Genomic DNA, 12,465 nt, shown 5'->3' on the forward strand with positions numbered 1-12,465 from the left:
CCGGACGAGGCGGAAAGTGCTGCCGCCCTTCATAGCCCCCCATGAGCAGCCCCTCGGCGTCCTTCTGGTGCTCACGCCGGGTCAGCTCTGTCCGTTCTCGGTCCAAGGACGGAGTTTCTCGGGGTTGCGGACCGCCCAAATGCGAGTGATGCGGCCGCCGGTGAGGCTGAACGCCGCCACGGTCACGGTGACGTCGGCGTGCTGGGCGACCAGGCCCGGCCGGCCGTTGACCGTCCGCTCCAGGAGCGTCAGCCCAGGGGCTTTGCCGGCGATGTGAATCAGGTACTGGGCGATGCGCTCGCTGCCCTCGACCGGGCGGAGGACGGTGCCGACCAGGCCGCCGCCGTCGGCGATCATCGTGGCGTCGGGGTCGAGGAGGTCGACGAGGGCCTCGATGTCCCTCGCCTCCCACGCCTCCTTGAAATGCCGCACCAGACCGGCCTGCCCTGCCTTCGGGACCGCCGGAACCTGCGCGGCGCGAATACGTCGACGGGCCGAGGACGCCAGCTGCCGGCAGGCCGCGGGCGTTCGGCCGACGATCTCAGCGACCTCGGCAAAGGGATACCGGAAGATGTCGTGCAGGATGAACGCCACGCGTTCGGCAGGCGTCATCGACTCCAGTACGACGAGGAACGCCATGTTCACCGACTCGTCCAGGGTGACCCGGTCGGCGGGGTCGGCCGGCTCGGCCCTGCCGCCGCCCGCCCGCCCGCCGCTCCACTCCGCACGGTCGGGCAGCGGCTCGGGTATCCATTCGCCGACATAGCGCTCGCGCCGGACCCGCGCCGAGCCGAGGACGTCCAGGCAGATTCGGCTGGCCACTGTCGTCAGCCAGGCGCCGGGCGACTCGATGGCCTCCTGCCGTTGCCGCGACATCGCGTACCAGCGGGCGTAGGTCTCCTGCACGGCGTCCTCGGCCTCGGCCAGCGAACCGAGCAGCCGGTAAGCGAGGTTGATCAGCTGGCGCCGCTCGCCGACGATCACGCTCAGGCCCGGCTCGGACCGGTCGTGCTCCGGCTCGGATGGGGTGCTCATGGTCGCGACCGCTCCCTGTTTCTTCTCGTCCGCTTCCGCTCTCGCCACTTCGACGAAACAGCGCACCGGACTGTGAGGTCGGCGCTTCGCCTCACATTTCGCGGGCCCACGTCGTCGGACTGCCGAGACACTACCGAGCCACCGCCGCGAGGCAGAAGAGGAGACCGCGTCATGGCCGCACAGACGACGGCAGAAAAGGGCAGCCTCACGTTCCTGCAGGTCGCGATCGCCCTGCAGACCTTGGCCATCTTCTTCCAGGCGGTCACCGCCGGACTGCTGCTGTCCTCGCCCCACGGCGAGGTACTGCACAGCGCCGGAGCGCGCGTGATGTACGGCGCATCGATGTTGTACGTGCTCGCCGCGATCCTGGCGTGGCGGCCGGGCGGCGGGGCGCCCCGCCCCATCCTGTACGCGTCCGGCTTCCTCGTACTCGCTTCGGTGCAGGTAATGCTGGGCATCGCGCACATGCCGTCGCTCCATGTCCCCCTGGGCATCCTTATGTTCGGCCTGAGCGTGCTGGCGCTGGGCCAGGTGCTGTCCACCCGGGTGTCGGAGCGCCCCGACACCCGGTCGTAGCCGCCGCGCGAACCACTGTTGCCACCGCCACCGCAGTCAACCGTCACAGGCGCGCGTGGTGCTCGATGTCCTCTCTGAACTTGGTGAGAGCCTGGTCGGTGAGGGTGGGCCGGGTCTCGGCGATGGCAGCGAGGTAGTCCTCGGTGCTGGCCGGTGCGCCTTTGCGGTCGGCTACTTCGCGTTCGAATGCGGCGTGGGAGCCTTTGCGGGCGGCGAACTCGATGTCGGCGGGTGTGAACATCTCACTGGCTGACACCAGTTGGTGCAGCGCTATGCCGCTGACGGCCGGGCCGAGATAGCGCTGCCAGATCGCCGCCCGTGCTGTCGGATCGGGCGGGCCGACCGGAATGACGTAGTCGAACCGGCCCGGGCGCAGGAATGCCGGGTCGAGGGAGCGCACGGAGTTGGTGGCGCAGATCAGCAGGCGGTTGTCGTGGTCGCGGAAACCGGGAATCAGCTTGAGCAGCTCGTTGGTGACTCCGTGCCCGGGATCGACAGCCTGACCGGACCGGATGCCTGCGATCTCCTCGACTTCGTCGATGAACAGCAGAACGGATTCCAGCTCCCCCAGATCGGCGAACGTTTCCCGCAGCGAGGCGGCCAGGCCGCCGGCGGCGCCCTCCGTGAGCCGGGAGGGAAAGAGTTCCACGAACGGCCAGGCCAGCCGGGATGCAACGGCCTTGGCGAAACTGGTCTTCCCGGTGCCCGGCGGGCCGAAAAGGATGACGGACTTCGGTGGCGTCACCCCGTACCGATCGGCCAGCACGGGCTCCGCCAGCGGCAGCACTATCCGCTGCTCGATGGCTTCCTTCTCTCGCTCCATGCCCGCCAGAGCGCCCCAGAGCCCCTGCGGCAGGACCCTCCCACCGAGCTCGGTGAGCAGGCCCGCGTCACTTGCGCCGAGATGCTCGACCTTCTCGTAGAAGATCAACCCGTCGCGAGCGCGATAGCCGGAGTTCTCCAGCGCCGTGATCCCGGTCGCCCCCGGGGCAAGCAGCGCACTGATCCGGCGTACCCCCTGGATGCGCAGACGCCTCTCGACCTCCGCGATCAGGGCGCTCCCGATTCCGCGGTTGCGCCACATACCGGCGAGCGCCATCAGCATGATCCAGGCCCGCTCCCCCTGGGCCTGCGCCACCGCCATGCCGACCAGATCCTCGCCGACCACAGCGACGACCACGGTCCCGCCGGTCCGGGCCGCAGCCATTGCCTCGGAGAGCGGAAAGACCGGAGGCATGTCGTCGGCCTGCCGGTCCTGATCCCATATCTGGATCGCGCGGTCCAGGTCGTCGTCACGGAAGTCCCGCAATCGCCACGTCGGCATCATCACCACCCTGTCGGCGGACCGCCACGGCCTACCCGGCGCCCTGGCCACGGGCTGCCCGGCCGCCGCTCCGTTCCTGCTCCCTCCCAGTCATTCTCCGCGCCGGTCAGACACCCGTCGACCGGAACCGCGGCGGGCACGTCATCCGCGGGCCTGACAGTTCGAGGCAGGGGCTGTCTCAAATGACGGCCTCGGTGCCGGTGCGTTGCTGCTGCCCGGCAGGTCCGGGGATTGCCGGACCCGCCAGGCAGCGGGATCGCGCTGCTACCCGGCGTAGGTCTCGTACTCGGCGACCTGCGGCGTGCCGGTCGATCCGGTGATCTCGAAGGTGATCTTGCGCAGCGAGGTCTGCGGGAAGGTGATGACGCCCGCCCCGCTGCCGGAGGTCAGGACGGTGCCGGTGTCGGCGTTGATGACCCTCCAGGACCCGATGCGGCCTGCAGCGCCTGACGCCTCAGGATGTTGATCACGGACACCGTGGTGGAGGAGGCCCACTTGATCGAGACGGAACCGGTCGAGCCGGCCGGCGACCAGTAGGTGCCCATGTCGCCGTCCCGCACGCTGCCGAAGCTCGTCCCGTCGGCCTTGCCGGAACCGTCGGAGCCGGCGCCGATGCTGAGGTTGGTCCCGCTGGGCTGGGTCGGATCAGGTGTGGGGGTGGTGGGATCCGGCGTGGGGTCGGTCGGTGTAGGCGTGGGTGTGGTCGGGTCCGGAGTCGGTGTCTGCGGCGAGCAGTTGCCGTTCGACACCTGCAGCCCCTTGTTGGCGCCTGCCGTCTGGCTCACGATGTCCGGCACGCAACTGGCCGCATCGAGACTGTAGGAGTAGGGGATGCTGACGGTGGTGTTGGACTGGGGGTCGGGACCGGCCGGGTTGGTCTCGCTGCTGGGGCTGGACCATGTCACGTTGTCGAAGGTGTTGCCGCTGACCTGCCAGTATCCGGCCGCATCGGTGTAGAAGGTGCCCAGGACGTCCTTGGAGTCCTTGAAGTAGTTGTTGTCCACCTTCGCGCGAGCCCCGGCCCGGGAGTTGATGCCGGACTCGTTGAGCTGGACGTAGTAGTTGTTGTAGATGTGGGCTATGCCGCCACGCAGCAAGGGGGTGCGGGAGTCGATGTTCTCGTACAGGTTGTGGTGGTACGTGATGAAGCCGTTCGAGAGCTCGGTCTCGCTGGACCCGACGAGGCCGCCGCGGCCGGAGTTGCGCAGGATGCTGTAGGACAGGGTCACGTACTGGGTGTTGTCCTTCATGTCGAAGAGGCCGTCGTACCCTTCCGACTCCCCGCCCGACGCCTCAAGGGTGGTGTGATCGACCCAGACGTTGCGGACGTCGCTCTCCATGCCGATGGCGTCACCGCCGTTGGATGTGGGCGAGCCGGACTTCTTGACGTTCCGTACGGTGACGTTCTGGATGATGATGTTGCTGGACTCGCGGAAAGGTTGCCGACCTGTCGCTGCTTCCTACGGCGGCACGCAGCGCCCCACCCACGGCGGCTGCCACACGGCTGTCATGAACCACGGGGGGCGACCTGGACCGGGTCGTCGCGGTGGATTCAGGCGGGCAACTCGCCCGAGCCGCGGGGTACGAGACGGGTCTCGACCATGATCGTGCGAGCCCGGGAGCGGTCGCCCTCAAGGCGTTCGATGGCGACGACACCCGCCAACTCGCCCATGGCAACAGGGTTCTGGGCGATGACGGTCAGCGCGGGATCGAGGATGGCGGCCATGGGGACGTCATCGAAGGCGACGACCGCGACGTCCTTGCGGCGGCTGCGGGAGACCTCTGTCATGACGCCGATCGTCATGACGTTGTTGCCCGACAGCAGCGCGGTCGGCGGATCGGCACGGGCGAGCAGCCGGGCCGTCGCCTCGGCGGCGCCTGCCGGGTCGTGGGCGTCGGCGACCAGGGTCCGGTCGTAGGGCAGGCCCGCCTCGGCAAGCGCCGCGCGGTACCCGGCGATCCGTTCGCGGCGGGTGTACAACCGGGCCGGCAGATCGCCGATGAAGCCGATCCGGCGGTGCCCGCGGGCGATCAGGTGGGCGACGCCCTCCTGTGTGCCTGCGCGGTTGGAACTGACCACGGTGTCGGCCGTGAGGCCGTTGCCCGGCCGGTCGAGGAAGACGACCGGCATCCCGGCGGCCCGGTGCGCCTTGAGGTGGGAGTGGTCGGCGCCCACCGCCGGGGCGACCATGAGGACGCTGACCCGGCGGGCCAGGAATGTGCGGATCAGCGCGTGCTCCCGCTCCGGGTCGTCGTCCGACGAACCCATCAGCAGCGTCAGCCCCCGGTCTCGCACGGCCTCCTCGATACCGCCCGCGACGGAGCCGAAGAACGGGTTGCCGAGGTCCGGCACCACGAGCCCGACGGTGGTGTCGGGGCCTCCGACACGGATGCTCCTGGCCATCAGGTTGGGCTGGAAGCCCAGCCTCGCCACCGCGTCCAGCACCCGTCTCCTGGTCTCCGGAGAGCTGGGGCCGTCCTCGTTGAGCACCCGGGAGACCGTCTTGGCACTGACGCCCACCTCACGGGCGACATCCGCGAGGGTCGGTCTGCGGGACGCTGCCATGAACCACCTTTTCTCTAGACCTCGTACTCGTCCCCTCGGATGCCGGAGACCTCGGTCAGCTCCCCCGCACCCCGGCTGCCGAGGCCGCGTCGCTGTCCGCCACGACCGTACCCCCGTCCGGGCGCACGCCGAGCGCGCCGGTCATGATGGCCACCACTTCCGCCATGGAATAGTCCGAGGGCCTGATCACGGCCTCGCGCCGACCGAGGCGGTGGACGTGGATGCGGTCGGCGATCTCGAAGACGTGCGGCATGTTGTGACTGATGAGGATCACCGGCACGCCCTTGTCCCGGACCCGGCGGATGAGGTCGAGTACCTGCCCCGACTCCTTCACGCCCAGGGCTGCCGTCGGCTCGTCCATCACGACGACGCTGCGGGCCCAGGCGGCGGCGCGGGCGACGGCCACGGCCTGCCGCTGGCCGCCGGACAGCGTCTCCACCGACTGTGACAGTGAGCCGACCCCGACCTTGAGCTCGGCCAGGTGCGCGGCGGCCTCCTGGCGCATCGCCTTCTTGTCGAGCATCCGGAACACCGAGCCGAGCACACCCGGGCGCCGGATCTCTCGGCCGAGGAACATGTTCGATGCGATGTCCATGGACGCGGCGACGGCGAGGTCCTGGTAGACGGTCTCGATGCCGCGGGCTCGTGCGTCCTGCGGTCCGGCGAACCTGATCGGCTTGCCGTGCAGCCGGATCTCCCCGGCATCCGGCACCAGCGCACCGGTGAGCGCCTTGATCAGACTCGTCTTGCCCGCGCCGTTGTCACCGATGACGGCCAGTACCTCGCCGGGCATGAGCTCGAAGTCGGCCTCGTCGATCGCGGTGACGTGCCCGTAACGCTTGACCAGTCCGCGCGCGCTGAGCACGGGGACGGGTCCGTCTCCCGGTGCGGACACGGCCGGGGTCGGGGACTTCGGCGTCTGCGGGGCAGTGTGCGGTTCGCGTGCCGCCGGGTCCTGGGGAGAGGCGAAGCCAGTCATCGGGTCCCCTTTCGCGAGAGCTGGTCGACTGTGACCGCCAGGATCACCAGGACGCCGGTGACCAGCGTCTGGTAGACGGACGAGACGCCCATCAGCTGGAGGCCGTTGCGGAAGACGCCCACGATGAGTACGCCGACGAGGGTGCCGAGCACGGTGCCGCGGCCGCCGAACAGGCTCGTGCCGCCGAGCACGACCGCGGTGATGCTGTCGAGGTTGTCGGTCTGCCCGGCCTGTGGGTCGCCGACGCCCGTCCGCGACACGAGCAGCAGGGCCGCGATCCCGTAGACCAGCCCGGCGACCGTGTAGACGCCGACGGTGAGCCGGGACACGCGGATGCCGCTGAGCCGGGCGCTCTCCGCGCTGTTGCCCAGGGCATAGACGTGCCGGCCCCAGGCGGTGCTGCTCAGTGCGTAGGCGAAGCCGAGGAAGAGTGCGACGGTGACCAGCGACCCGTAGGTGACGTCGGTCCTGCCGAGGGGGAAGGTCCGGCCCAGCCAGGTGAGCGGGCCGGGCAGACCGGTGACCGTCTGTTCGGCGGAGTAGATGTGGGTCAGGGCGAAGGCGACGTTGAGCATGCCCAGGGTCACGATGAACGGGGGCAGCGGCACGATCCGTACGAGCAGCCCGTTGACCAGGCCGAAGACCCCGCAGACCAGGATGCCGAGCGCGATGGCGAGCACCGGCGGCAGCGGCCCCTGGACGGCGAGTTTGGCGATGACGATGCCGCCGAAAGCCATCACGGCGCCGCAGGAAAGGTCGATGCCGGCGGTGAGGATGATGAGTGTCTGCCCGATGGCGAGCGTGCCGACGACCATGACCTGCTGCAGGATCAGGGAGAAGTTGCCTCCGGACAGGAACTGGTCGGTCGACACGGAGAAGAACACCGACGCGAGCAGCAGGGCCACGAGCGGCCCCGCGGCCGGCGCCGTGAGCAGCCGCCGCAGGGCGGTCGACTCAGCGGCGCCGACGGGGATCGAGGAGGTGGATACGGTCACCGTGCTCAGCCCCAGCAGTTCTTCAGGCCGAAGCCGGTGTCCTCGGACTCGGTGCCCGTCTGCGCCTTGTCCGTGATGAGCTGGACACCGGTGTCGGTGTAGCCGGAGGCCTTCTTGTCGCCGTCCTTGGCGTACTCGGCGACCGCCTTGACGCCGTCGGCGGCCATCTTCAGCGGGTACTGCTGCGAGGTGGCGGCTATCTTGCCGTCCTTGACCGCCTGCACGCCGGTGCAGCCGCCGTCGATCGCGACGATCATGACGTCCTTCTCGCGGCCCTTGGCCTTGATGGCGGTGTAGGCGCCGAGCGCGGCGGGCTCGTTGATCGCGTACACGAGGTTGATGTCCGGTGCCTTCTGCAGGCAGTTCTCCATGGCGGTCTGGCCCTTGGCCTGGTCGCCGCCGGTGTCCTGGGAGCACACGATGGACGGGTCGGAGGCGCCGACGCCGAAGCCCTTGATGAAGCCGTCGTGCCGCTGGACGCCGACCGACACACCGGGTGCGAGGTCCAGCGTGGCGATCTTCACCGGCTTGCCGCCCATCGCGGCCTTGGCATAGGCGCCGATCAGCTCGCCGGCCTTCACGTTGTCGGTGGCGAACAGCGCGTCGACGGCGCTCTGGGGCTCGGGCGGTGTGTCGAGGGCGATGACGAGCACGCCCTTGGCGCGGGCCTTCTGAATCGCGGGGACGATGGCCTTGGAGTCGTTGGGGGTGATGAGCACGCCCTTGACGCCGGAGGCGACCATGTTCTCCAGCGCGGTGACCTGGCTCGCGTTGTCCCCGTCGAACTTGCCTGCGGCGGTGGACAGTTCGACGTCCGAGCTCTTCGCGGCCTGCTCGGCTCCCTCCTTCATCTTCACGAAGTACGGATTCGTGTCGGTCTTGGTGATCAGGCCGACCTTCACCTTGCCCCCGGACTGGGAGCCGCCGGAACCGGATCCGCACGCCGCCAGGGACAGGGCGAGGCCGACGGCTCCGATGGCGAGGACCGGGCGGGCTCTACGGGACATGTGCGACTCCTACGGGAAGCAGTGAGCGTGGACAGCCGAGTAGCGCTGAGGGGCGACGGTACGCGTCCCCGAGGCAGTGCCATCGTTGACACATGTCATCGTTGACACCGCATGCGGAGGATGATGGACTCCCCGTCCGGTGACGTCAATGCCCTGCACCGAAAGCAAGTTGGCAACACGACAAGCCGGACCTCGCCGTCCCGTCCGCCCGGCCCGCCCGGCGGACGCGGCCGCCGATCCCGCGTCCCGTCTGGAGGGTCCACCCCATGCAGCCACCGCGTCAGGTCACCGTGCTGGGAGAGTGTGTCGCCGATGCCTTCGCCGACCCCGCGTCCATGCCCCCGCGCACCGGCCCGGACGGCACCTCCAGGGACGGCCGGGGCCTGTTCATGCGTGTCCTGCCGGGCGGTGGCCCCGCCAACACGGCTGTGGGCCTGGCCCGTCTCGGCACGCCGACCCGGCTGCTCGCGCGGCTGTCCGGCGACGTCTTCGGCCGCCTGTTCCGCGCCCACCTGCTGGATTCAGGGGTCGATCTGTCGGACGCGACGGCCGCGGCCGAGTCCAGCACGCTCGCGGTCGCCGATGTCGGCGCCGCAGGACAGGCCTCGTACTCCTTCCACGCCGAGGGCACCGCGGACTGGCAGTGGACACGGGAGGAGCTGGCCCGGGCGGATCTGCGCGACTCGGCCTGCGTGCACTCCGGTTCGCTCGCGCTGGTCCGCGAACCGGGCGGCCCGCTGGTGGAGGAGCTGCTGACCAGGGCGCGGCAGCACTCCACGGTCAGCGTCGACCCCAACATCAGGCCGGCGCTGGTCGACCCGGCGCTCTACCGCGACCGGCTGCCCGGCTGGTGCGCGGTGGCGGACATCCTGCGATTGAGCGAGGACGACCTCGACGCGGTGGCCCCGGGCATCCCGGCGGAAGCGGCCTGCGACGGCTTCCACGCGGCGGGCGCGCGGCTGGTCGTGGTCACCCGCGGCGCGCACGGCGCGCTCGCCTCGCTCGACGGCCGGCGGATCTCCGTGCCCGGCGTGCCCACACGGGTGGTCGACACCGTCGGCGCCGGGGACGCCTTCACCGCAGGCCTTCTGCACCACCTCGGCGGGCGCGGCCTGCTGGGCGGCCGGCTCGAGCATCTGGAGCCGGCCGACGTCGCGGCTGCCTGTGCGTACGCGGTCCGCGTGGCGGCGCTGACCTGCGCCGTCGCCGGCCCCAACCCGCCGTGGGCGCACCAGATGGAACCGGAGCACACCGACTCGCGCGCACAGGGCCGTTCATGACGAGCCGGGGCCGATCCCGTCCGGAGCGTTGACGGGTTCCCGGCGGGGGCCCATCATCTGACATCGATCGGGTGTCAGCGATGACATATGTCAACGATGACATGTATCCGTCTTCGTGCAGAGAGTGGGTTCACATGCGCCGAAGAGTCCGGGCGCTGTTCGTCGCCCTGATCGCGTGCCTGGCCGCATTGCTGCCGGGCACTCCCGCAGTCGCCGGGACCGTCTGGGACTATCCCGAATTCCCGTATCCGCCGACCACGTACAGCGAGCCCTTCCGCGGCCAGTTCCACTTCAGTTCGCAGTCGGGCTGGATGAACGACCCCAACGGCCTGGTGTACGCGAACGGGCTCTACCACTTCTTCTACCAGCACAACCCGCACGGCCTGGCCTGGGACACCATGCACTGGGGCCACGCCACCAGCCCCGACCTGGTGCACTGGACACAGAAGCCGATCGCGCTGGAGCCGGGCGTGCACCCCGGCACGCTGTTCTCCGGTGGCGGCGTCGTCGACAAGGACAACACCTCCGGGCTGAAGACCGGCTCCCTCGACCCGATCGTGGTGTTCGCCAACACCGACGGCGTCAGCGTGTACTACAGCAACGACAACGGCCAGACCTTCCAGGCCTACGACAAGGGCCGCAAGCAGATCGACATCCCGAACGAGAGCCGCGACCCCAAGGTGTTCTGGGACGCGGCGCGCCACCGCTGGGCCATGGTCGTCTGGTCCAGCCAGGGCGGCAACGGCGTGAACATCTACACCTCGCCGAACCTCCTGGACTGGACCCTCGCCAGCCGCTACCAGGCGCCCTGGCTCTTCGAGTGCCCCGACATGTACCCGCTGCCCCTGGACGGCAAGGCCGGCCAGCAGCGATGGGTCCTGACCTCCGCCTCCAGCCAGTACGTCGTCGGCTCCTTCGACGGCACGACCTTCCGCACCGACTGGACCGGCCCGCAGCAGATGGACCTGGGCACCACATACGCGGGCGGCACCTTCTACGCCGCGCAGACGTTCACCAACACCCCCGACGGCCGTACGGTGCAGATGGCCTGGCAGGGCGGCAACCGCGGCAGCACCTGGACCGGCAACGCGACCTTCCCGGCGACGCTCGCCCTGGTCAGCACCCCGGACGGGCCGCGGATCACCCGCACACCGGTCGCCGAACTCGCCTCGCTGGCCTCGGAGACCAAGAGCTGGAAGAGCCAGACGATCAACGCGGACAAGGGCGGCAACCTCTTCGAAGCCATCAAGGCCGACACGTACGAGATCACCGCCCAGTTCGACGTGCAGGGCGCGAGCGCGGCGCAGTTCGGTTTCGACCTGCATGCCCGTTCCGACGGCACCGCCGACCGCAGAGTCGTCTACGACACGAAGGCACAGACCCTTCAGGGCAAGCCGCTCAAGCCGAGGAACGGCAAGGTCACGATGCGACTCCTGGTGGACCGGGGCCAGTTGGAGACATTCGCCGACGGCGGACGGTACTCCCTCTCCGACAACGTCGACTTCGACTCCGCGGCGGACAGCCAGGGCATCCGGCTCTTCGCCATCGGCGGCAGGGTGAAGCTCGACAGCGCGACCTTCACCCGCCTCAACACCAGCTGGGGAACGGCCCAGTCCACCCTGTCGAGCAACCTGAAGGGCCCCTGGCATGCCGCAGGCGGCTCCTGGAGCGACGTCAGCGGCGGCAAGCGCGTGTCCACCGGTGGCGACGGCTTCTACATGAGCGCGAGCAGCGGCGGTGACGCCGTCTATCAGGGCGACATCACTCTGGACACCGCGCACGCCGGCGGCCTGACCTTCCGCGCGAACGCCTCGGGTGCCGGCTACACGGCCAATATCGACACCAGCGGCGTGGTCAAACTCTGGCGCCCCGGCAAGGACATCGCCGTCCGCTCGACCCCCATCACCACCGGCCGCACCTACCACTTGAAGGTGCAGACGGACGGCCCCCGCATCCGGGTCTGGCTCGACAACGGCACCGACCCGGTCATCGACGCCACCGACAGCACCTACGCCGGCGGCCTGTTCGGCGTGAACGCATTCAACGGCACGGCGACGGTGCAGAACCTGAACACCGGGGCGGCCGGCTTCTCGGCGTTCCCGGCCGGGAGGTGGACACCGCGCGGCGGCACCTGGACGGTCACTCCGACCGGGCTGCACGGAAACTCCGCGCAGGACGGCTTCTACCTCAGCGACCGCACGGGCGAGGACTTCACCTACGAGGGCGACCTGTCGGTCACCAACGGCACCGCAACCGGCCTCACCTTCCGGGCCGGCACCGACGGCGCCGGCTACACGGCGAACATCGACACCGGCGGCGTGGTCAAACTCTGGCGCCCGGGACGGGACATCGCGGCGTATGCCGCGCCGGTCATCGAGGGCCGCACCTACCACCTGAAGGTACGGACCGACGGCTCCCGCATCCGGGTCTGGTTCGCGGGAAGCGCCGACCCCGTCATCGACGCGACCGACGACGCCTACACCAGCGGCCTGTTCGGCGTGAACAGCTTCGCGGCGAACACCCTCGCGCAGAACCTCACCGTCGGCTGACCCGGCAAACCCCCCGGAAACCGACACCCCCCACAGGCCCGGAAGACCGCCACCACAACCACAGACACACCTCCTGTCCAGTTCTCGGACAGTGCCACGCGCGGTACGCCGGTCGGTCGGTGGCAATGGGCAGGTCGTAGCCACCGCGGTCATC

Annotated in this window: 9 protein-coding genes and 1 pseudogene; 3 read left to right on the forward strand and 7 right to left on the reverse strand. The window is 69.6% G+C overall.

What is annotated here, in order from left to right:
• Window positions 1–81: 81 nt before the first annotated feature.
• Window positions 82–1,035 carry an RNA polymerase sigma factor SigJ gene (sigJ, locus tag OG507_RS01025; RefSeq protein ID WP_327365193.1) on the reverse strand — a complete coding sequence of 318 codons (954 nt, stop codon included), beginning with the start codon at window positions 1,033–1,035 and terminating at the stop codon, window positions 82–84.
• Window positions 1,036–1,206: 171 nt separating this feature from the next.
• On the opposite strand from sigJ, the gene OG507_RS01030 reads away from it, so the two are divergent.
• Complete coding sequence (locus OG507_RS01030) at window positions 1,207–1,611, forward strand: hypothetical protein (RefSeq protein ID WP_327365194.1); 405 nt, start codon at window positions 1,207–1,209, stop codon at window positions 1,609–1,611.
• A 43-nt stretch (window positions 1,612–1,654) separates the two neighbouring features.
• Here OG507_RS01030 and OG507_RS01035 read toward each other — a convergent pair whose 3' ends face one another.
• The 6 genes and pseudogenes from OG507_RS01035 to OG507_RS01060 form a co-directional block, all read right to left on the reverse strand.
• A complete protein-coding gene (locus OG507_RS01035) occupies window positions 1,655–2,935 on the reverse strand; it encodes an ATP-binding protein (RefSeq protein WP_327365196.1) in 1,281 nt (426 codons plus the stop codon).
• Between the two features lie 264 nt (window positions 2,936–3,199).
• Window positions 3,200–4,368: pseudogene (locus tag OG507_RS01040) on the reverse strand (pectate lyase family protein); the annotation flags it as partial.
• 119 nt (window positions 4,369–4,487) lie between these two features.
• On the reverse strand, window positions 4,488–5,501 hold the full coding sequence (locus tag OG507_RS01045; RefSeq protein WP_327365197.1) for a LacI family DNA-binding transcriptional regulator: 1,014 nt from the start codon (window positions 5,499–5,501) through the stop codon (window positions 4,488–4,490).
• Window positions 5,502–5,556: 55 nt separating this feature from the next.
• Window positions 5,557–6,480: an ATP-binding cassette domain-containing protein gene (locus tag OG507_RS01050; RefSeq protein ID WP_327365198.1), complete on the reverse strand. Its 924-nt coding sequence runs from the start codon at window positions 6,478–6,480 to the stop codon at window positions 5,557–5,559.
• Window positions 6,477–7,475: an ABC transporter permease gene (locus OG507_RS01055; protein WP_327365199.1), complete on the reverse strand. Its 999-nt coding sequence runs from the start codon at window positions 7,473–7,475 to the stop codon at window positions 6,477–6,479. Before OG507_RS01055 ends, OG507_RS01050 begins: the two co-directional genes overlap by 4 nt.
• A gap of 5 nt (window positions 7,476–7,480) precedes the next feature.
• The gene (locus OG507_RS01060; protein WP_327365200.1) at window positions 7,481–8,482 is read right to left on the reverse strand and encodes a sugar ABC transporter substrate-binding protein; all 1,002 of its coding nucleotides are present in this window, start codon (window positions 8,480–8,482) and stop codon (window positions 7,481–7,483) included.
• A gap of 266 nt (window positions 8,483–8,748) precedes the next feature.
• On the opposite strand from OG507_RS01060, the gene OG507_RS01065 reads away from it, so the two are divergent.
• Together OG507_RS01065 and OG507_RS01070 are read left to right on the forward strand one after the other, a co-directional pair.
• A complete protein-coding gene (locus OG507_RS01065) occupies window positions 8,749–9,762 on the forward strand; it encodes a carbohydrate kinase family protein (protein ID WP_327365201.1) in 1,014 nt (337 codons plus the stop codon).
• A gap of 134 nt (window positions 9,763–9,896) precedes the next feature.
• Entirely contained in the window at window positions 9,897–12,311 is a 2,415-nt protein-coding gene (locus tag OG507_RS01070; protein WP_327365202.1) for a glycoside hydrolase family 32 protein, read from the forward strand.
• Window positions 12,312–12,465: the final 154 nt, after the last annotated feature.

This window comes from Streptomyces sp. NBC_01217 (genome assembly GCF_035994185.1).
In the GTDB taxonomy this organism is placed as follows: domain Bacteria; phylum Actinomycetota; class Actinomycetes; order Streptomycetales; family Streptomycetaceae; genus Streptomyces.